We start from the raw sequence: 20,066 nt of genomic DNA, 5'->3' as shown, positions 1-20,066 counted from the left end.
GTCCATTTGCATTATTGCCGAGTGATCGATCAAGGAAGTCATCGTGAGTATTAATCTCGATCAGGCACAGCAGACGTTCATCGTTGAAGCGCGTGAGCTTTTGCAGGCCATGGAGGAATCCCTCCTGCAACTCGAAAGCGAACCGGGCGATCAGGACGCGATTGGCGCAGTGTTCCGCGCAGCGCACACCATCAAGGGTTCGGCCGGGCTATTCGGGCTGACGCCTATCGTCAGCTTCACCCACATCGTTGAAGACGTGCTCGACCGCCTGCGTGAAGGCAGCGTGTCGGTGGACGCCGGGCTGATCGCAGTGCTGCTCAAGTCCGGCGATCACATGCTTGAGTTGATCGACGTAGTGGCCAGTCGTGGCCAGACATTGCAGCCACCAGCACTGGAACGCGAAGCGGCGCTGCGTCAGGCATTACAGGTCTATCAGGCGCCGGGCAATGCCCAGCCTGCTGACGAGGCGCGAGCGCCAAGTGTGATCGATGAACAGCCTGCCGAAGTGCTATGGCATATCTCGCTGCGTTTTGGCGTGGATGTGTTTCGCAACGGCATGGACCCGCTGTCGTTCCTGCGTTACCTCAATACGCTGGGGCAAATGGTTCAGGTCACCACAGTCACCGACAGCATCCCGGCGTTGGAAGCCTGGGACCCGGAATCCTGCCACCTGGGCTTCGAGATCGATTTTCGCTCGTCTGCCGGGCATGCCGCGATCAACGAAGTGTTCGACTTCGTGCGGGAAGACTGCGCCGTAGAAATCACCTTGATGAGCGAGACAGCAAACCACGTCGAGCCCACTGGCACAGACCTGGTCTCGCAGACCGGACAAAGTCCTACGGTTGCCAGCGGCGAACTGCTGGGTGACCAGCGTGCCGTGCCGCGTGCGCCTGCTGCGGCAACAGCTGTAGAGCGCCCTTCTTCGGCCAGCGAGCAGAAAAACAAGGACGGTCGTTATGTGCGCGTCAATGCCGACAAGCTTGATGAGCTGATCAATCTGGTCGGCGAACTGGTCATCGCTAGCGCCGGGGCCAGCCTGCTGGCCCCTTCGTGCGACAACGACCCGCTTCAGGAAGCCAGCTCGACCGTGTCGGGGCTGGTCGAGCAAATTCTGGATGGCGCGCTGCACCTGCGCATGATCCCCATCGGCGACACCTTCAATCGTTTTCGCCGCGTAGTACGTGATGTCAGTCAGGAACTGGGCAAGGACATCGACCTGATTATCAACGGTGCGGAAACCGAACTGGACAAAACCGTTGTCGAGAAGATCGGCGACCCGCTCATGCACCTGCTGCGCAATTCCATGGACCACGGCATCGAAAGCGCCGAAGCACGTCGCGCGGCAGGCAAGCCGGCAAAAGGTCATTTGAGCCTTAATGCGTACCACGACTCCGGCAGCATCGTCATTGAAATTGCCGACGACGGTGCGGGGCTCAACCGCGAGCGGATCCTCGACAAGGCCCAGCAGCGCGGGCTGGTGGCAGCTGGCGCAAGCCTCACCGATCAGGAGATCTACAACCTGATCTTCGAGCCCGGTTTTTCTACCGCCGAGGCCGTCACCAACCTGTCAGGGCGTGGTGTCGGCATGGATGTGGTGAAACGCAATATCACCTTGCTGCGCGGCACTGTGGACCTGGACAGCCAGCCCGGTCAGGGCACCATCGTGCGCATTCGCCTGCCGCTGACGCTGGCGATCATCAATGGTTTTCTGGTCGGTATCGATCAGTCGACTTACGTGATCCCGCTGGACATGGTTCAGGAATGCATCGAGCTGGACGAACAGAATCGTCACCTGACCCGCGACAGCGGCTACCTCGACCTGCGTGGCGAAGTGTTGCCGCTGGTCTATCTGCGTGATCACTTCAACCATGAAGGCCCCGCTGCACGACGCCAGAACGTGGTGGTGGTGCGCTACGCCGAACACAAGGCCGGGTTGGTGGTAGATGACCTGCTCGGCGAGTTCCAGACCGTTATCAAACCGCTGGGCAAACTGTTCGGCGCACTGCGCGGCATCAGCGGCTCGACGATTCTGGGCAGCGGTGCGGTGGCGTTGATTCTCGACATACCGGCCTTGCTCAACCAGATCGTACAAATGGAAGCCCGCTCGACCCAGGCGCCTCAATCCCTATTGCCCACTTCTCGCTGACGGATTTGCAATTCCCAAGGAGTTACTTCAATGAAATGGTTTTACGATCTGAAGATTTCCACCAAGCTGATTACCTCGTTTCTGGTGGTTCTGGCGTTGACCGCGGCCATGGGAGTCTTTGCCATTATCCAACTGGGCCAGGTCAACCAGGCCGCCCAGGACATCAAGGAAAACTGGATGCCGTCCATGCGCGCGGCGTCGGGCATGCGCTTTTACGCAGCCAACTTCCGGCTGAAGGAAAACCGCCACATTGCCGCCGACTCTGCCCAGGAAAAGGCGCAGATGGAGCTTGAGGCAGCAGAAGCGCGCAAACAGTTTGAAACGCGGCTGGCCACTTACGACAAGTTAATCGTCAGCGATCAGGACCGGCAGATGTTCAGTGCCGTGAGTGCCTCATGGTCCGCCTACCTGAAAGTCAGCGACAATCTGTTCGCTCTCTCCCGGCAGGGCCAGGAGGCCGAAGCGCGTGCCTTGCTGCGCGGCGAGTCCAAACTGCACTTCGACGAAGTCACCAACCAGTTGCAAAAAATGGTCGAGCTCAACGACGCCGGCGCGACTGCCGCTGGCGACAAAGGCACCAGCCTGTACGAAAGCGCGCGCATCTCGATCATTGCCGTGCTGGTTGCAGCCCTGCTAGTCGGCCTGGGTCTGGCGCTGTTCATTGCACGGATCATTTCCCGCCCACTGAAAGAGGCAGCGACTGCCGCCGAGCAACTGGCCGAGGGCAACCTGAACGCCCACATCGGGCACGGTTCCAAGGATGAAACCGGCATGGTGCTGAACGCCATGCGCAACATGGTCGGCAAGCTGTCACACATTATCGGCGAAGTGCGTAACGCCGCCGACAACCTGGCCAGCGCTTCGGAAGAAGTCAGCGCCACCGCGCAGTCAATGAGCCAGGCTACCAGCGAACAGGCGGCCAGCGTCGAAGAGACCAGCGCGTCGGTCGAGCAGATGAGCGCCAGCATCAACCAGAACACCGAGAACGCCAAAGTCACCGATGGCATGGCCAGCAAGGCTGCCAAGGAAGCGACTGACGGCGGCGAATCGGTGCAGCAGACCGTCGTGGCGATGAAGAAAATCGCCCAACGCATCAGCATCATCGACGACATCGCTTACCAGACCAATCTGCTTGCCCTCAACGCGGCCATCGAAGCAGCCCGTGCGGGCGAGCATGGCAAAGGCTTCGCGGTAGTGGCCGCCGAGGTGCGCAAGCTGGCTGAACGCAGCCAGGTCGCGGCTCAGGAGATTGGCGAGCTGTCGTCCAGCAGTGTGGAAATGGCCGAAAAGGCTGGCAAGCTGCTGGACGAAATGGTGCCGTCGATCAACAAGACGTCAGACCTTGTGCAGGAAATCAGCGCGGCGTCAGAGGAACAGGCTGCCGGTGTGGCGCAGATCAACACCGCCATGACCCAGCTCAATCAGGTCACTCAGCAAAACGCATCAAGCAGCGAAGAACTGGCCGCCACCGCTGAAGAGATGAGCAGTCAGGCCGAACAGCTGCAACAGGCCATGAGCTTCTTCACCCTCGATGCATCGCCAAGGGCCGTCGCACAAGGCAGCCCTGTCGACGGCCGCAGCAACCCGAACCGCCAGCCCCCGCGCCCACCGCAACAGGCTCCGCGCAAGGCGTTTGCGCAAAGCATGGCGGGCGCCCCGGACGAATCGGAATTCACTCGTTTTTGATGACTGGCTGCTGATTGCCGGCCTCGATAGCGATTCACAGGGAGAACGACATGGGCTCATTGGTCACGACTCGACAGACCGCCACGGCGGTCGAGGAAGAGGCGCAGTACCTGACTTTCATGCTCGGTGGCGAGATGTTCGCCATCGGCATTCTGGGCATCAAGGAAATCATCGAATACGGCAGCCTGACGGTGGTGCCGATGATGCCCGCCTTCGTGCGCGGGGTGATCAACCTGCGCGGTGCTGTAGTGCCCGTGGTTGATCTGTCGGCGCGCTTCGGGCGACAGAACTCGGACATCACCCGGCGCTCGTGCGTCATCATCATCGAGGCCAGCAGCGAGGACGGCCAACCGCAGGACATCGGCCTGCTGGTCGATAACGTCTCGGCGGTGCTGGAAATACCGGCCTCGCAGATCGAACCGCCACCGAACTTCGGTGCGCGCATTCGTGCCGACTTTATCAGCGGCATGGCCAAGGTCGACGGCAAGTTCGTCATTGTCCTTGAGGTCGATCGGGTGTTGTCTATCGATGAGATGTCCAGCCTCGCCGAGGCAAGCCAGTCGCTGCCTTCCGACGCCGACGCGACGTGAGACCTGCACATGCCTGACACAGCGTCGCTCACTGATCGCGAATTCGGCCAGTTCCAAGCCTGGTTGTACAACGCTGCGGGCATCAAACTGACGCTGGCCAAGAAAGCGCTGGTCGCCGGCCGTCTGTTTAAGCGTCTCAAGCATTACGAGCTGGACAACTATGGCGAGTATTTCAAGCTGATCATGAACGATCAGCGCAACGGCGAGCTGCAAGTGGCGCTGGACCTGCTGACCACCAACGAAACGTACTTCTTTCGCGAACCCAAGCACTTCGATTTTCTGCGTCAGCAGGTGCTGCCCAAGGTCACGCACGGCAAAATGTTCCGCATCTGGAGCGCTGCCAGTTCGTCTGGCGAAGAGCCCTACAGCCTGGCCATGACCCTGGCCGAACAACTGGGCACAACCCCTTGGGAAGTGGTCGGTTCGGACATCAGCACCCGCGTGCTGAGCAAGGCGCGCAGCGGTCACTACCCCATGGAACGCACCGAGACGTTACCGCAACCTTTGCTGTTCAAATACTGTCTGAAAGGCATAGGTCGCCAGGAAGGGACCTTCCTGATCGACAAGTCGTTGCGCAGCCGGGTCAGTTTCGTGCAGGTCAATCTCAATGACACCCTGCCGGATCTGGGCGAGTTCGACGTAATCTTCCTGCGCAACGTGATGATTTATTTCGATCAGGAAACCAAAAGCAAAGTGGTGGCGCGGTTGATCCCGCGTCTCAAGCCAGGAGGCTATTTCATCATCAGCCACTCAGAAAGCCTGAACGGTGTAAATGACATGTTGAAAATGGTCTCCCCTTCGATTTACCGCAAACCATGAACACGCCTGTCGGTGTAGCCGAAATAGTGCTGGGGCCTGGCGAAGTGGTCTTTCAGACCCGGCCGACTCGCCTGCGCACGTTGCTGGGTTCATGCGTGGCGATTACCTTCTGGCACCCGTGGCGGCGTATTGGCGGCATGTGCCACTTCATGTTGCCCGGGCGCATACGCAGGCATCAGCCACTGGACGGCAGGTACGCTGACGAAGCGATGGAAATACTCATTCGCCATGCGCTGGCCAATGGCACCCTGCCGGAGGAATATCAGGTCAAACTGTTTGGCGGCGGCGAAATGTTTCCAGCTCATCGCCATGACCCGCACATGCAGAACGTCGCTGACAGCAACGTTCATGCGGCGCTTGCGCTGGCCGAACAGCACCGCTTAAAGCTGATGGCTCAGGACCTGGGCAGCACCGGTCATCGCAACATCATCTTCGACCTGTGGAACGGAAACGTATGGGTCAGGCACCAACCAATGGAAGCAATCGAAAAAGATGCCAAACAAAAAAATCAGCGTATTGCTGGTCGATGATTCGGCCGTCGTTCGCCAGGTACTCGTGGCCATTCTCAACGACACCCCCGATATTCATGTCATGGGCGCGGCGTCGGACCCGATATTTGCCATGGCCAAGCTGGCTCAGGAATGGCCGGACGTCATCGTGCTGGACGTGGAAATGCCCCGCATGGACGGCATCACCTTTCTCAAGAAGATCATGAGCGAACGGCCGACACCAGTGGTGATCTGCTCGTCGCTGACCCAGAAAGGCGCAGAAACTTCGTTGCAGGCGCTGTCTGCCGGGGCGGTGGAAATCATCACCAAACCTACCACCGGCCTGAAGAACTTCCTCATTGATTCAGCCGCCGAGCTGGTCGCGGCAGTCCGCGCAGCGGCGAACTCCAACGTCAAAAACCTCGGTAAGCGCATGGCTCCGCCCGTTCTGGCCCCGGCAAGCAAACTCACCGCAGACGCCATTTTGCCCGCAGCCAGCGGTCACGCCATGGCGCAGACCACCGAGCGCATTGTGGCCATCGGCACCTCGACCGGCGGCACTCAGGCACTGGAAGCGGTGCTGACTGCCCTGCCCAGAGTCTGTCCGGGCATGGTCATCGTTCAGCACATGCCGGAAAAATTCACTGCCTCGTTCGCCGAACGTCTCAATGGCTTGTCGCAGATCGAGGTACGCGAAGCCAGAAACAACGACCGCATCCTGCCCGGCCTGGCCCTGATTGCGCCCGGCGGCAAACACATGATGGTCACTCGCAGCGGTGCCTCTTACTACGTTCAGGTCATCGACGGCCCACTGGTCAACCGCCACCGCCCTTCAGTGGACGTGCTGTTTCGTTCGGTGGCCAAATTCGCTGGCAAGAATGCTACGGGCATCATCATGACCGGCATGGGCGACGACGGCGCACGCGGTTTAAAGGAGATGCTTGATGCCGGAAGCTCGACAGTGGCTCAGGATGAAGCCAGTTGCGTCGTATTCGGCATGCCCAAGGAAGCCATCAAACTGAATGCTGCGCAGAGGATCATGCCACTACAGGAAATTCATCAGGCGATATTGCACCGATGAGATTGGAGGAGCGCCCTGGCTTGGGAACATATCAAGGTCAGGTTCGCCCGCATCATCGTGAAGACAGGCCCAGGAGAGCCGAGCATGGCCCACAAGGTGGATGAGTATTGTGAGGTCAGCAAACTTCAACAGTGCGTCGAGCTGTATGCCGGTTTGATCGAAGACTGGGCAAACATTCAATCCACCGCTGCAGCACAACACACTAACGCATCACAATAATAGCCTTTTAATATTAACCCACTGTCTTAGCACACCTGTACTATTTCCTTAGCCTGCGCACTGGTTAATTATTGTAACGGCCACTAACACTTATCAGGCAATGACTGAAATGCCTGTAATGCGCTAATGGCTTACTGACCAGAAACTTTGAAATAACACGACAAACAGGTGATTTCAAATGAATAAGGAATTAATGATGCGCGAACTCAATAATGAAGAACTGGCACAGATCGGTGGAGGTATGACAGTAGGAGAAGGCGTGGCAGCCATCGGCGTAGTGGCCGCTGCAACGGCGCTGGCTCCGGTGACTGCGGTCGGTGCGGGTGTCATATTGGTCGGCGTGGCAGGGGCCAGCGCGATTGACGCCTTTCAGACCTACCAGATGGCGCAGTAACACGCCTTGCCATTTCGGGTGGGCAGCGCAGTGCAGGCACCTACCGGGAAAACAGGAGAACATTATGATGCCCGATCGTCATAAGCTCTTTGGGAAAACCGTCAATTCGTCGGGACTGTTCTGGCTGGCAGCGCTTGCGTTTCTTATTGCCGCCAGTCTTGATTTTCAATGGCATTACATTGGCCTTGCCGGCATGTTTACAGCGCTGGCCGCCACCGCTCGGCGTCGGCAGGAAACCTGACAAGCCCAGACTCATGATGAATGACTTGATCATCTAACCTCTTGCAACGGTTGGTCCGGCTGCAAAACTCACAGACCGCCAGCGCTTGGATACAACTGATTGCACACGAGGATCAAGCCACCCGACAGCCAACTCGGTTTACAGTATTTTCAATAACGACCACGAGGTTTGACATGATTATCCGCAATCAGAAAACCACTGGAACCACCGTCGACAATTATTCGGTTCATGCTCATGTACTGACCGACGCCGAGATGTACAGCGTCTCCGGTGGTGCCGATTTCACCATCATGCCGGTGCCTGGCATTGGTGTGATCAAACCGGACCCGATCTGCGTGTATCCATTCCCTGACGTGCCCCCGCCGTCGGATATTCGCGGGCCATTCATTACTGCCTGATGCCCCGTTATTCCCTGGCCCGTATGCACGCAGGTCAGGAAGTACTCATCCGCCGCTCGCGAATCGAGAGCAGGTTCAGACGCAGTTCCGAAGGCCGCAACGGCTTGGACAACACTGACACTTCCGCGCCCTGCATTGACTCAAGCACGACTTCCACTTCCCTCCCGGTAACAATCAGCGCAGGCACATCCCAGCCACGGGCAGCTCGTATACTCTCGATGCAGTCCAGACCATTGGCCACTGTGCCCAGATCGTAATCAGCGACGATAATGTCGCAATGAGTGGTGAGCCCCTCCGCCGATCGGGCGGTCTGCACTTCGCATCCCCACCTTTCAAGCAGCGCTGCGGTGGCCATCAGAACGTTCTGGTCGTCCTCCACCAGACACACCCTGACCCCTTTGAGCAGGCTCTCGCCCAATGCCTTCTTGGGTACCACCCGAACAGGCGCGCTCACCTCTTCAAGCCCATGAATGGTGACCGTAGTCCCGCGGTCTATTCGCGAGGCAATCGCGATTTGCACATTGAGAATCTGGCTGAGCCTTTTGACGATTGACAACCCCAACCCGACGCCCTCCACGTCTTTGTCGCGCACATGGCGGATGCGGTAGAACTCGTCACAGACCCTGGGCAGATGTTCGGCAGCAATACCCCGGCCCCGGTCATACACACTGATCGACAGACGCCCCGCATGGCTGCGCACACCGATCAGCACCGGGTGATCAGGGGCATATTTGAGCGCATTGGAAATGATGTTCTGTACCATCGTGGCGAGCAACGTGGCATCGACCCTGACCCAGCGTCGACAAGGTCGCACCCGAAGCTCTACACCGGCCCAGCGGGCAGCCGCAGTGTTCTGATGAGCGACTTCATTGAGCATGTCACCCAGATTGACCACATCCGACTTGGCTGAAACCTTGCCGCTGTCCAGCGTGTAAATATCCAGAATCGAGCGAAACAGCTGCGACACGTTGTGCAGGGAGCGATCGATATTATCGACCAGTTGACGCTCATAATCGCCCAGCGGGCTGGACCGCAGGCAAGCGGTAAACATGCCGATGGAGTGGATGGGCTGGCGCAGGTCATGGCTGGCCTGAGCCAGAAACCGCTCTTTCTCGCGATTGGCCACGGTCGCCTGCTCTGACGCCTCGCGAGCCCTCACCAACAGAATGTGCGCATAGCCAGGCACCAGAATAGTGACGGCGACGAGCATCAGGACCATAAATGGCTGCGCCTGCCAGTACGGCGTCAATTGATAGATGACCAGTATCGCCAACAAGGCCAGGGACGCCGCAATTGCAAGATATCGCGAACCAAAGCGCATGCCGTTGCCTAGAGTGACCCAGACCATCACGCTGAAAACCGGCAGTGTTGCCTCCCCGCCAACGATCAGTCCGACGGAAATGGCAGTGTAGTCATGCACCATCCCGAATACACGGCGCAACGCAAATACACCTGGATAGCTGATGATGTGCTGGCGCAAGACCAGAGAAACCACCAGAAAGCCCGCATAATAGAAAATGATGGGCTGATAGGTGGCAACCTTGAGCCCCGGCAGAAGGCCAATCAACGATACATAGCTGATCGCGAACGTCGCCACGATCAACCGCAATGTGGCCTGATCCAGTTCAGCGTTTTTCTTTCGGTCTTTCATGGACGCACCTCGTTGTGCAGGGAGCGCAGTACATTCTCGCGTCCATGCAGTCGATCACCCGGGGCCTGTGACGGCATCGGTCGCCGATGTTCAGGCTGCCAAGGTCAGATGCCAATTGCAGCTTGGCGTTATGCCAGTTGACCAGAGACTCCACGCGTTTCTGGGTCGCCGCGCTCAGATCGTTTTGCGAGCGCAGAAGCTCAAGAATACTGCCAACGCCTGCTTTGTAACGACCCTGGGCTATTTCGTAAGACTTGCTGGCACTCTCGACAAAAAGACGACTGATTGCCAGCGCCCTTGTTCTGGACTCCAGGGTCTGTCGACTCTTCCAGACACTGAGCGCAATACTGTTTTCAACCTCGTGCAGGGCCTGTTCGCGGGCGGCGCTTTCGTAACGGGCGGCCCGCGCTCTGCGCCGATTGAGAAAGCCATCGAAAATCGGCACGGTGATTTGCACACCGATAGTCCAGGTGTTCACCTCCTGACGGGTTGAAACCTGCTCGATAGGCGTGTCCTGACGGCTGTAATTGCTGAACAGCGACACCGTCGGCAGCCCCTGGGCTTTTGCCGCATCGGCCTTGGCCTGGCTTGCCGCCCAGTCGGCGCGGGCCTTTTCGATAGCCGGATGGGACGCTCTGGCCTGCTCCATCAAACTATTGACGTTGCCCAGAAACACCCCTTCATCAGCCCCGGGTTCATCCAGCTCAACCAGCTTGAGCGGTGCCGACGGCGACAACCCCAGCTGACTGGCCAACTCGCCTTGCACCGCTGCCAGATCGCCCTCCGCCATGACCCTGTTCAATTGTGCTTCGGCATAACTGGATTGAGCCTGGAGACGATCCGTCTGCTCGCCGGCACCCTCGCGATACTTTGCGTCAGCGGCTTTCAGACTGTTGGCCGCCAGACGCTCGGCGCTGATTCTGGCGTGTAACAACGCCATGTTCGCCTGTACTTGATAGAAAACCCGGGCGGTGGCAAGCATCGACTTCTGCACCTCTTCGATCCGGCTGCTACTGGCGACATTCAATAACTGCCGGGCGCTTTCGACTTTGGCGGCGCGCAGGCCAAAGTCGAACAATACCCAGCTCAGGTTGAGGCCGTAGACGCTGGTATTGGAGTTCAGCCTGGAGTCAGCTTCGGGAAAACCCGGGTAGCGCGTGGTCTTGCCAGCCCGCCCCTTTTGAAACTGCCCCTGCACGGTCGGATAGTAAGCCGAATGCTCGGCGTCCAGGTCAGCCTGCCGTGCCAGCTCGGTCAGCCAAACCTCACGCAATTTCGGGTCGGCACACAGCGCAACAGACACGGCCGTTGCCAGACTCAATGCGTCTGGCAGACGACTGGAGCCGGGGCACGCGTCCACACGAGCATCGGCCAGGCACAACGACGCCATTAACAGGCCGAACGCGCTCAACAGGCACTGCCAGCCAGCGCAACGAATCATGCCCCGCCGCCTCACGCTGAAGGAGCCTCGTTAAGCACCGGGCCGTCGTAGGCAACCCGGCCTTGCGCAAGTGCCACGACCCGATCCGCCGTGCGGATGGTTTCCGGACGGTGGGCAACGATGATGCGGGTGATGTTCAACGTTTGCAGCGCCTGATTGACTGCGGCTTCCCTGTTGATGTCCAGGTGGCTGGTCGCTTCATCGAGAAACAGGAGTTGCGGGCGCTTGTAGAGGGCGCGGGCCAGTAGCACCCTTTGCTTCTGCCCACCGGACAGTACCGTGCCCATGTCGCCCACCAGCGTGTTATAGCCCATCGGCATCTGCGCTATATCATCGTGGACAGCAGCGAGATGCGCGCATTGCTCGATCCATTTCTGATCGGCACCGGTCTCGAAAAAACTGATGTTGTCGCCGATGGAACCGGCGAACAGCACATCGTCCTGAAGCACCGTACCGGTGATACGGCGCAGCCTGCCGATGTTTTCCGGCCCGACCGGCAAGCCATCCAGCAGAACACTGCCCGCGCAGGGCGCCAGAATGCCCAGCATGACATTGAGCAAGGTACTTTTACCGCCACCCGAGGGACCGACGATGGCTACCGATTCGCCTGCGCGGATATGAATCGACACGTCGTCCAGCACATACGGTTCATGCTCGGAATAGCGAAAGCGCAATTGCCGTACTTCAAGGCTGGGCACCCTGTCGTTGCACGCGTCATCGAACGTATCCGGACCGGCAATCGGCTCGGCATCGTGCAGCACGATGTCGGCGAGCCGCTCACCGTGCAGGCGCAACATGATCACGTCGACAATCTTGTCGATCAGACCAGCCACCCGACCGTTGAACTGCTCCTTGTACGAGTTGAACGCAATCAGCATACCGGCGCTGAATTGCCCTTCCAGAACCAGTCTGGCACCCATCCAGATAACAATGATCGTGACCAGCCCGAACAGCACGCCGTTGAAGGCCCGATAGGCCAGTTGCAGTTTTTGCGGGTGCAGACCGGCATTGATTTCCTCGACCAGTAAAGCGCTCCAGGCACTGCAACGCTGCTCATGCCGATTGAACAGCTTGATGGTGCGCACGCCGCGCGCGCTTTCCAGAAAGTGCGACTGCTGACGAGCAGCATGGACCAGCTGGTTCTCGCTGGCACGCCGCAACGGCCCGAACCAGATCCAGCGCGCCAGGCCGTAGATAATCATCGCCACCACAGCAACAAGCGCCAGCTTCGCGCTATAGGCAATCATCAGCCCCAGCGTGACGACCGTCATCAGCCCATCCAGCAGGGCCTCAATGAACGATGTCGTCACGGTCTGCTGGATGGCCTTCAGAGAACCGAAGCGCGAGACGATATCGCCCAGATGACGACGCTCGAAAAATGCTACCGGCAGGCGCAGCAGATGGGTAAAGACATTGATCTGCCACTGTGACCCGAGCATCGTACCCAGGTACATCAGCGCCCATGCACGGGCCAGCGCAACGGTGTGTTGAATGATCAGCAATAGGCCAAAGCCGATCGCCAGCACCGTCAGCAGGTCCAGATCCGCGCTGACCAGCACCTTGTCGATAACGGTCTGCATGAAAAACGGACTGAGGATGGTACACAGCTCCAGCGCCAGGGCCAGAAGCAGCACCTGCGTCAGCACCCGGCCAAAGCCCTGTACTCGCCCCAGCAGTTTGCGCAGCGGGATCGGCGGCTGTGCAGCGGCGGGCTGAAAATCACTTTCCGGCCACAACTCCAGTGCCACGCCGGTAAATGCTGCCGACACCTCGTCAAGCGTCAGCTTGCACAGGCCACGCCCCGGATCATGCACCACCACACCGCGTGCATTGACCTCCTTTAGCACTACGAAATGGTTGAAGTTCCAGTGCAGCACGCAGGGCAACTGCAACTGACCGAGCGCATTCAGCTCGACCCGCAACGCACGGCTGCCCAACCCGAGCCGCGCAGCCATGTGGGTCAGTTGCTTGAGGTTGACCCCTTTCATTGAGGGCGAGAGGCGTTGCCGCAACGACAAGAGGTCACTGTGCTGGCCGTGATAACTGGCGATCATGGCCATGCACGCCAGGCCACATTCAGTGGCTTCGGCCTGGAGCACAACCGGCAGCTTTCTCCCCACACCAAAAGCGAAGGTATTTCTCAGGTTCAAAGCCGCTTTCCTATTCCGCGCAAGGGCTCCAGCATCCACTCATAGAGCGGCAGCCTTTCCTGCATGATGTCGGCGTCCAGTTGCATGCCGGAACGCAAGCGCTCGTGCATGCCCTGGCCGTCGATGGTTTGAGACGCCAGGGCAACCGTGACCCGGTAGAAAGGCCCCTGTTCACGCATCGGCTCAGAGACGTTGCCCAGGGTCATGACTTCATCGGCCGGCAAGGCGGTACGCGAGATCGATGACACCCTGCCCGATTGCAGTCCAAAGCGTTGATAGGGATAGGCCTGGTAACGCAACATCACCGTGTCACCAGTGCGCACGAACCCCACGGAGCGGCTGGGCAGATACAGTTCGGCGTGCAGTTTTGCGTCGGCAGGCACAATGCTCAGTAACGGTCGCGTACTGTCGACTCGTGATCCATTGGAGACCGCGATCGCCGTGGCCTCACCCAGCGTCGGTGAGGTGATGAAAATCTCTCGTTTGGTTTCACTTTCGATCAAGCGGTCCTGATTCTCGGCCAGCCTGCGTCGCAGATCGGCAAGCTGCTTGCTCTGGTTGAACGGCAGCTCGACCAGTTCCGCCCGCAGCCTGGTGCTTTCGGCACGAACCGTCAGCAGCGAGCGATTCAGCTCTTCGCCCCGCAAGCGCATGTCCAGAACTGCATCCTGTTTTTCCTGAAGCTGGTCACGGGACACGTAGTCCTGACGTTGCAGGTTGGCGTAGCGCTCGGCAAGGCCCTTGGTCAAAGCCAGCCGCTGACGCGTCAGGTCGATTTGCGCGAGTATTTTCTGCTGCTCGGTTTCAAGCGCCGCGACCTGACGTTTCTTGCCCTCCAGCTCCTGAAGATGCAGAGCGAGCGTCTCGTCGATTTCCTGAGCGAGGCTTTCCTGACGACGTTTGATCGACAGGCTGATCGCCCGTTGCGCGCCACCCGCCTCACCGCTTTGTGTGTCGCTGGACAAAGCCATCAGCACGGCGCCGTCTGTAACGTGTTGCCCCTCGACGATGTCGAGCCGGGTGATCACGCCAGCTTGTGGTGAGTAGATCCTGATCAGGCCGGTTTCAGGCAGCAGTATGCCGCTTGCGGCTGTACGTTTGGTGTAGGTGGCGAAGGTCAGGAACAGGCCCATGCTGATGCAAAACAGCAACGCCACCGCAGCGGCCAGCCTCATCGACAATGGACTGACCAGCAAAACCGTCCCCAACGTACTGCGCTTTTGCGCATCAAGCGCTTCAGGTCGAAAGAGCATGAATGACCATCGCTTCAATCATCAGGAATGTTCCATAAAACAGGCACCGCAAACGGACCACGCATTACAGTCCTGACGACAAGTAACCTCAATAGCACACATGAACTAATGGCCAAAATACACACTAACAAGTAGCTCATTTGTGCTATTGAAGTGTTTGTAAGCGGTGACTTTAATGGTGTTGTCTTCCGTCGTTCAACGGTACGGAAGCCCTGATTTATCAATGACCCTTTCAGAGGAAACAACGCCATGACTCAAGCAATGAACCCACAACAGGCACATGATGCCCTTCCTGCCGGACCAGCACTTCGAGTGCTGAACGAGACCGAGTTGAGCCAGGTCGGCGGTGGTATTGAATTCAGCGCATTTGGTTATACCTTCGCAGGCGGAGAGTCGTTTGCGCCAGGTTTCAATTATGCATCCATCACCAACTCGCGGGGTATTCCGGTTTATTACACAACCTGGCAGAACTGACAGCGTTATCAATGCACGGCTTACAGAACCCGGACATTGTCCGGGTTTTATGCTGACGGCTTCTATTTCTGAAGTATGAATTCGGCTTTGTCAAAAGACAGCCAGCAAGCATCATTGTCGGTCCACTTTGATTCACTGGTGCCCAACACACCTTTCACAAGAACCCTGTCGCCCTTCTTGAAGCTGCTTATTTTTTTCTTGTTGACCAACAGGTCATCGCGGGTCAAGCCCTGGCCCGTGCATTTGGGATTGGACGGATCGCTGAAGATGACCGCAATCTGATTCTGACCGACCGCCGTCCCAGTTTTAGTAATGCGCTGTACGACGCCAGGAATGATCAGTGTTTGAGCGTCCCATTTTTCTTTCGCGATAACCTCATTGTTCTGCCAATCGCGCCATACTTCTGTCAAGGTTGTTTCTCTGGCTTCGGCCAGCCCTCTGAAATCCCCGCTCAGTACATCACCCGTTTGATCAAGAACGCCATTGGTCATTGACATGGCCTGATCAAGACCCGCACACCCCGACAATGCCAGAATCAACGGAAACAAGGCTACACTTTTCATTCATACACTCCACTGACTGGCACACCAGACACCTAACGCTGCCACTCATTATTTAAATAATTAACGTCGAATAATTTCGCACGCAACCGTAGTCACGGCGTAACAGAATATCAATAGTACAGATGCACTACGTCATCCCTGACTAACTGATTAACCCAGGCATTAATATGTGCCACTAGTACATACGCGTACGTGCCACTAGTACATGCGTGCTATTTCCATTCAACCTTCGCCTCTCAATACTCCCGTTGTTGGCACCCCGCCGAACGGAAACGCCTAAGCCCTCAGGGCTGGCAGCCACCCCTTGTGGTCTTTATGGAGTATCTGGAGTCGCTATGAACCCCTTATTCAAACTATCCCCGCTTGCTTTTGCGGTTACTCTTGCACTGCTTCCAGATGCTCAGGCAGCGGATTACGTTCTTACCAATGGTCAGGAAACCTTTAACAGCGACCGCGTAATTGATGGCTCGATCGAGGTGCGGTCAACTGACGGCAACTCTTCCAGCCTCACCATCAACAGTGGCGCAACCGTGACCAGCGAAGGCGGCAACATTGTTGGTCAAGCCAGCAGTACCGGCGTCAACCAGGCCCAGGCCAGCGTCATAGTCGAAGGGGCCGGTTCGCGCTGGGTAGTACCGCGTACCTCATTTGTACTGGGTAACACGATCGTTGTCGGTGGGGTCGGTCAAGGCGACCTGAACGTGCGCAACGGGGGTCAGGTGTCGGTGCGGGATCTGGATCTGGGTGAAGTCAACGGCTATCGCTCCAACGAATTTTCGAACGCGCAGTTGCTGGTCAGTGGCCAGAACTCCTTGGTCGACGCGGTCAATATCGAAGCCGGTGGGGTGTTTGTCTACAGGTCGAGCATAACGGCCAATGATGGCGGCAAGATCAACAGCCAGCAGGTAGACATCGACTCCGTCGTCAATCTTTCCGGTGCCGGAACCCGCTGGGACAACAGTGGCGCGTTCAGAAACAGAAACAACCTTACTCTCGATAACGGCGCAGTACTGACCACCGACTCGCTCTTACTGGGTTCGGCCATCATCGGCCGCAGCAATCAGGTGAGTATTTCCGGACAAGGCACCCGCCTGGCAGCGCAAAGCATGACGCTCGGCACCAGTGACTCTCGCACTTACCTAACGCTGTCCGACGGTGCCGAGCTGAGTTCTACCAACGGTATTCTCATCAGCACCATCAGCAGCATCAACAATCCGACACGCGGCACGCTTGCTGTGGGCGGTCCGGTCGTGACCGACCCCAACCGTACCGATATCGATTCGACGACTGCCGGAACAGCTCAGGCGGCCGGCCGACTGGACCCGCAAACCGCCATTAATTTCGGCACCGGCAACGGGGGGCATTTGGCGTTCAACCATACCGATACTGATCTGCAGGTTGCCAACACGCTGAACGGAACGGGCCGAGTGTATGCGTTCAACGGCAACACCACATTGAGCGGCGACCTTACCGGGCTGGCCGGCAGCGTCGTTGTGCGCGGCGGGCGACTGGTGCTGTCGGGGAACGTCGACCAGGTCAATCAGCGCGGCAATACAGCCACCACCCAAAGCCTTTCGCGGTTTAACGTAGGCAATGGCACCCTGGTGGTCAATGGTATTGCCGGGCGCACCGAATTCGGGACTTATACCAACAGCGCCCAGGTACTGGACGGCGGTGTTCTGGCCGGCGTCGGTCAGGTGGGTACTACGCAGGTAGCTTCCGGCGGTACTCTGTCGCCCGGCGAAAGCGCCATAGGTGCGCTGGCCATACAAGGCGACCTCGACATGGCCGCAGGCTCACGTTACGCCGCGGACATCGCAGGCGATGGTAGAGCAGACAAGATCAACGTAAGCGGCACAGCCACACTGCGCGGTACGCAGGTCAACGTGACTGCGCTGGATCCTGCGCAGAGCTATCAGAGCGGCAGGACTTACACCCTGCTCTCTGCTCAGGGCGGTGTGGTCGACGGTGCCGCCGCAGGCACCGCCTATGCCCAGGCGCTGACCAACTCGGCGTTCCTGAATGTCGGACTGCAGCGCACCGCCAATGATCTGAACCTCACCATCGAGCAAAAAAGCGTAGAGCCTACGCCTACGCCTACGCCAACTCCGACTCCTGAGCCAACTCCAACACCGACACCGGAGCCAACTCCAACTCCTGAGCCGACACCAACACCAACACCAGAGCCTACACCTACGCCCACTCCAGAACCCGCACCAACACCAGGCATCTTTCAGACGGTCATGCTGACTCAAAACCAGTTCAATACCGCTGGCGCGCTGAGCGTACTCGAGCAAAGCGGTGAGCCGCTGCGCCTCTACAACAACCTGCTGGTTCTGGATGCCGAAAGCGCTCGCAACGCAGCCGATCAACTGTCTGGCGACTACCTCGGCAGTACCTCGACGGCCTTGATCGCCAATAGTCAGGTGGTATCGGGAGTGCTGGGCACTCGTATGCGTAATCTTCTGGATACGGGAACATTGCGCATGCCAGCCATGGCACTCAATCTGATGCCAAGCACACCGACCACGCAAAACGGCGCCTGGGTGCAGCCATTCGGCAACTGGACCAAGACAAGCGGCAATAACGGTGCCGGTGGTCTGCACCAAAGCACTGGCGGCCTGCTGTTCGGGGCAGACGGTAGCTTCACACCGGATTGGCGCGGTGGCGTCTACGCCGGGTACAGCCGTTCGAAGTTCGACGCCGATGACCGCGATGCCGACGGCCACAGCGACAACTATCATCTGGGCCTCTACACCGGTGGTCAGATCGATGCCCTGCGCCTCAGTGCTGACGTCGGTTACACCTGGCACAAGCTGGAAAGTGAGCGGAACGTGGCGTTTGCCGGATTCAGTGATCACTTGACCGGCAAACGCAATGCCCAGTCGCTGCAGGCAAGTGGTGAAGCGGCCTACCGCATACCGGTCGGCAGCATGGCTCTGGAGCCTTTCGCCGGTCTTTCCTACGTGCGCTACGACGCCAAAGACCTGCACGAAAAAGGCGGACCAGCCGCACTGGACGTGTCCAGCGATAAACAGGACACCTTCTTCTCGACACTGGGTCTGCGCGCGTCGTCGAGCATCAATGTGGCGAACGTCAATACGCAGGTTTACGGCTCAGTAGGATGGCGACGTGCCTACGGTGACCTGGACCCGCGCAACGTCCAGTCTTTCGCTGGCGGGCCAGACTTCGAAGTGCAAGGCGTCGCTCAAACGCGCGACACCGCCTTGACTGAAGTGGGCGCGAAACTGCGCTTGAACAGGCAGACCGATCTGGACCTGTCCTACCAGGGGCAGTTCGGCACCGACACGCGTTTCCATTCGGTTAATGCAGGCGTGACGGTTCGCTTCTGACCGTAGTTGTAGCGCTCGGCGTTATACACAAGTCTGCTCTCGATTCTGGCCAAAGGCCGTGGGAGCAAGCTTGCTCGCCAAGGGGCCAGTACAGCACCGGAAACGGGGCGTCTGGCCCCTTTTCTTCGTGAGCAAGTTCATCACGGACCTCTGGATCGAACTCACTCTCGAATGAAGATAGATCGCACTTCTCGTTCAGCTGCCTGAAGAACCTCGAACGCAGCGTAGCGCCTGCGATGCTGGTCTGCGAGCGCTCCCTGTACCGGTGTAAATACGCGGTCCAGGCTCGCCATGCGTTCCATGACATCGAGCAGACGTAGAACCGCTTCAGCAGCAACGGAAATTCGGGCACCAAGTGCAGACCGTCGGCCAGGCTCAGCGCCGCGCCGCGCTGCCGAGGGAGCCGCCCCCGCCCGCATGGGCGTCGATCAGTGCGGCGCTCAACAGCTCCTAACGAAAACGACGGATCAAGGAGGCGACGGCGTAGCTCATCCAGTCTCTCTCTGACGAACACGGCTACAGCACCAATCTGCAGGCCCGTGGCCTGCGACAGTCTCGTTCCGGCCTAGTCGGGCTGATGCTGCCGCGATCCGCAATTGGAGCTTAGTAACGTGGAGTCGCTGCTGGCCTACTGCATCGACGAGCTATTCATCGTCGACGCTACCGATCCGGACAGCATCCACAGCGCCTGCGCGCGTGCCGGCGTGCGGCATGTCAATCTCGACCTGCCGGGTACCCTCGCGCCATCGATCCCCAGTGACAACTACCCCGGCGCCTTCGAGCTGACGCAGGCAATCCTCAGCGAACTGGCGCCCATCAGCGACCTGTCATCGACGGATCTCTGCCTGTTCGGCGGCTACTCCGACTATGCCAGCCGGGAACGGATCGGCGGATTTCTGGCCGCCAAGCGAGCGCATTTCGGCGAAGCTACCAGCGACGACGTCTTCAGCGAGGTGCCCTATGTTCAAAGCGGTCTCGACTGAAAATTTATCCTTGAACAAAAAAAGCGTCCCTGGGGACGCCTTTTCTGTTGAGCTCAATCTTCAAGTCAGGCTTGTACCTGGCTCAAGCTTGCTCGTCTTGTTTGTCATCGTCGTCGTGCTTGAGTGCTGGCTTCAT

General features: G+C 58.4%; 17 protein-coding genes and 1 pseudogene. 13 read left to right on the top strand and 5 right to left on the bottom strand.

What is annotated here, in order from left to right:
- The first annotated feature begins 43 nt into the window (after window positions 1-43).
- The 10 genes and pseudogenes from FFH21_RS04100 to FFH21_RS04060 all read left to right on the top strand — a co-directional run bounded on the left by FFH21_RS04100 (window position 44) and on the right by FFH21_RS04060 (window position 8,062).
- The gene (locus FFH21_RS04100; protein WP_011167716.1) at window positions 44-2,146 is read left to right on the top strand and encodes a chemotaxis protein CheA; all 2,103 of its coding nucleotides are present in this window, start codon (window positions 44-46) and stop codon (window positions 2,144-2,146) included.
- Window positions 2,147-2,176: 30 nt separating this feature from the next.
- Entirely contained in the window at window positions 2,177-3,832 is a 1,656-nt protein-coding gene (locus FFH21_RS04095; RefSeq protein ID WP_011167715.1) for a methyl-accepting chemotaxis protein, read from the top strand.
- A gap of 50 nt (window positions 3,833-3,882) precedes the next feature.
- The gene (locus FFH21_RS04090) at window positions 3,883-4,422 is read left to right on the top strand and encodes a chemotaxis protein CheW (RefSeq protein ID WP_002553202.1); all 540 of its coding nucleotides are present in this window, start codon (window positions 3,883-3,885) and stop codon (window positions 4,420-4,422) included.
- A 9-nt stretch (window positions 4,423-4,431) separates the two neighbouring features.
- Window positions 4,432-5,241 (top strand): protein-glutamate O-methyltransferase CheR, encoded by an 810-nt coding sequence (locus FFH21_RS04085; RefSeq protein WP_011167714.1) that lies wholly within the window; start codon window positions 4,432-4,434, stop codon window positions 5,239-5,241.
- Window positions 5,238-5,771, top strand: coding sequence for a chemoreceptor glutamine deamidase CheD (gene cheD, locus FFH21_RS04080; RefSeq protein WP_011167713.1), 534 nt, complete (start codon window positions 5,238-5,240; stop codon window positions 5,769-5,771). Before FFH21_RS04085 ends, cheD begins: the two co-directional genes overlap by 4 nt.
- Window positions 5,734-6,810, top strand: a complete 1,077-nt coding sequence (locus tag FFH21_RS04075; RefSeq protein ID WP_054073006.1) for a chemotaxis response regulator protein-glutamate methylesterase — start codon at window positions 5,734-5,736, stop codon at window positions 6,808-6,810. The genes cheD and FFH21_RS04075 overlap by 38 nt, the downstream gene beginning before the upstream one ends.
- Window positions 6,811-6,876: 66 nt before the next feature.
- Window positions 6,877-7,029, top strand: a pseudogene (locus tag FFH21_RS04070) (M20 family peptidase); the annotation flags it as partial.
- A 196-nt stretch (window positions 7,030-7,225) separates the two neighbouring features.
- Window positions 7,226-7,423 carry a hypothetical protein gene (locus FFH21_RS04065; protein WP_005745450.1) on the top strand — a complete coding sequence of 66 codons (198 nt, stop codon included), beginning with the start codon at window positions 7,226-7,228 and terminating at the stop codon, window positions 7,421-7,423.
- 64 nt (window positions 7,424-7,487) lie between these two features.
- Entirely contained in the window at window positions 7,488-7,664 is a 177-nt protein-coding gene (locus FFH21_RS29880) for a hypothetical protein (RefSeq protein ID WP_019742039.1), read from the top strand.
- A 173-nt stretch (window positions 7,665-7,837) separates the two neighbouring features.
- A complete protein-coding gene (locus FFH21_RS04060; protein WP_002553187.1) occupies window positions 7,838-8,062 on the top strand; it encodes a hypothetical protein in 225 nt (74 codons plus the stop codon).
- Window positions 8,063-8,096: 34 nt separating this feature from the next.
- Here FFH21_RS04060 and FFH21_RS04055 read toward each other — a convergent pair whose 3' ends face one another.
- Genes FFH21_RS04055 through FFH21_RS04040 form a run of 4 tightly spaced genes read right to left on the bottom strand, consistent with a single transcriptional unit; the run spans window position 8,097 to window position 14,557 of the window.
- Complete coding sequence (locus FFH21_RS04055) at window positions 8,097-9,713, bottom strand: hybrid sensor histidine kinase/response regulator (RefSeq protein WP_011167708.1); 1,617 nt, start codon at window positions 9,711-9,713, stop codon at window positions 8,097-8,099.
- The gene (locus FFH21_RS04050) at window positions 9,688-11,154 is read right to left on the bottom strand and encodes a TolC family protein (protein WP_011167707.1); all 1,467 of its coding nucleotides are present in this window, start codon (window positions 11,152-11,154) and stop codon (window positions 9,688-9,690) included. Before FFH21_RS04050 ends, FFH21_RS04055 begins: the two co-directional genes overlap by 26 nt.
- Window positions 11,155-11,165: 11 nt before the next feature.
- A complete protein-coding gene (locus FFH21_RS04045; RefSeq protein WP_041924441.1) occupies window positions 11,166-13,304 on the bottom strand; it encodes a peptidase domain-containing ABC transporter in 2,139 nt (712 codons plus the stop codon).
- Window positions 13,301-14,557, bottom strand: coding sequence for an HlyD family secretion protein (locus FFH21_RS04040; RefSeq protein ID WP_054073231.1), 1,257 nt, complete (start codon window positions 14,555-14,557; stop codon window positions 13,301-13,303). Before FFH21_RS04040 ends, FFH21_RS04045 begins: the two co-directional genes overlap by 4 nt.
- Window positions 14,558-14,806: 249 nt before the next feature.
- On the opposite strand from FFH21_RS04040, the gene FFH21_RS04035 reads away from it, so the two are divergent.
- Window positions 14,807-15,031 carry a hypothetical protein gene (locus FFH21_RS04035; protein WP_011167704.1) on the top strand — a complete coding sequence of 75 codons (225 nt, stop codon included), beginning with the start codon at window positions 14,807-14,809 and terminating at the stop codon, window positions 15,029-15,031.
- 62 nt (window positions 15,032-15,093) lie between these two features.
- Here the strand turns inward: FFH21_RS04035 and FFH21_RS04030 are convergent, their stop codons facing one another.
- A complete protein-coding gene (locus FFH21_RS04030; RefSeq protein WP_011167703.1) occupies window positions 15,094-15,594 on the bottom strand; it encodes a hypothetical protein in 501 nt (166 codons plus the stop codon).
- Between the two features lie 335 nt (window positions 15,595-15,929).
- Here FFH21_RS04030 and FFH21_RS04025 point away from each other — a divergent pair, with 335 nt between their 5' ends.
- Entirely contained in the window at window positions 15,930-18,947 is a 3,018-nt protein-coding gene (locus FFH21_RS04025) for an autotransporter domain-containing protein (RefSeq protein ID WP_011167702.1), read from the top strand.
- A gap of 611 nt (window positions 18,948-19,558) precedes the next feature.
- Window positions 19,559-19,930, top strand: a complete 372-nt coding sequence (locus FFH21_RS04020) for a LacI family transcriptional regulator (protein ID WP_041924439.1) — start codon at window positions 19,559-19,561, stop codon at window positions 19,928-19,930.
- The last annotated feature ends 136 nt before the right edge of the window (window positions 19,931-20,066 follow it).

The organism is Pseudomonas sp. KBS0707 (assembly GCF_005937945.2).
Taxonomy (GTDB): Bacteria; Pseudomonadota; Gammaproteobacteria; order Pseudomonadales; family Pseudomonadaceae; genus Aquipseudomonas; species Aquipseudomonas amygdali.
The sequence above is the reverse complement of the archived record's forward strand: the minus strand, read 5'-3'. Positions and strand labels throughout refer to the sequence as shown.

Bases quoted from the DNA above. Each gene is read 5' to 3' on its own strand.
- FFH21_RS04095 (WP_011167715.1), top strand. From the start codon at position 2,177: ATGAAATGGTTTTACGATCTGAAGATTTCCACCAAGCTGATTACCTCG.
- FFH21_RS04090 (WP_002553202.1), top strand. From the start codon at position 3,883: ATGGGCTCATTGGTCACGACTCGACAGACCGCCACGGCGGTCGAGGAA.
- FFH21_RS04085 (WP_011167714.1), top strand. From the start codon at position 4,432: ATGCCTGACACAGCGTCGCTCACTGATCGCGAATTCGGCCAGTTCCAA.
- cheD (WP_011167713.1), top strand. From the start codon at position 5,238: ATGAACACGCCTGTCGGTGTAGCCGAAATAGTGCTGGGGCCTGGCGAA.
- FFH21_RS04075 (WP_054073006.1), top strand. From the start codon at position 5,734: ATGCCAAACAAAAAAATCAGCGTATTGCTGGTCGATGATTCGGCCGTC.
- FFH21_RS04065 (WP_005745450.1), top strand. From the start codon at position 7,226: ATGCGCGAACTCAATAATGAAGAACTGGCACAGATCGGTGGAGGTATG.
- FFH21_RS29880 (WP_019742039.1), top strand. From the start codon at position 7,488: ATGATGCCCGATCGTCATAAGCTCTTTGGGAAAACCGTCAATTCGTCG.
- FFH21_RS04060 (WP_002553187.1), top strand. From the start codon at position 7,838: ATGATTATCCGCAATCAGAAAACCACTGGAACCACCGTCGACAATTAT.
- FFH21_RS04055 (WP_011167708.1), bottom strand. From the start codon at position 9,713: ATGAAAGACCGAAAGAAAAACGCTGAACTGGATCAGGCCACATTGCGG.
- FFH21_RS04050 (WP_011167707.1), bottom strand. From the start codon at position 11,154: ATGATTCGTTGCGCTGGCTGGCAGTGCCTGTTGAGCGCGTTCGGCCTG.
- FFH21_RS04040 (WP_054073231.1), bottom strand. From the start codon at position 14,557: ATGCTCTTTCGACCTGAAGCGCTTGATGCGCAAAAGCGCAGTACGTTG.
- FFH21_RS04035 (WP_011167704.1), top strand. From the start codon at position 14,807: ATGACTCAAGCAATGAACCCACAACAGGCACATGATGCCCTTCCTGCC.
- FFH21_RS04030 (WP_011167703.1), bottom strand. From the start codon at position 15,594: ATGAAAAGTGTAGCCTTGTTTCCGTTGATTCTGGCATTGTCGGGGTGT.
- FFH21_RS04025 (WP_011167702.1), top strand. From the start codon at position 15,930: ATGAACCCCTTATTCAAACTATCCCCGCTTGCTTTTGCGGTTACTCTT.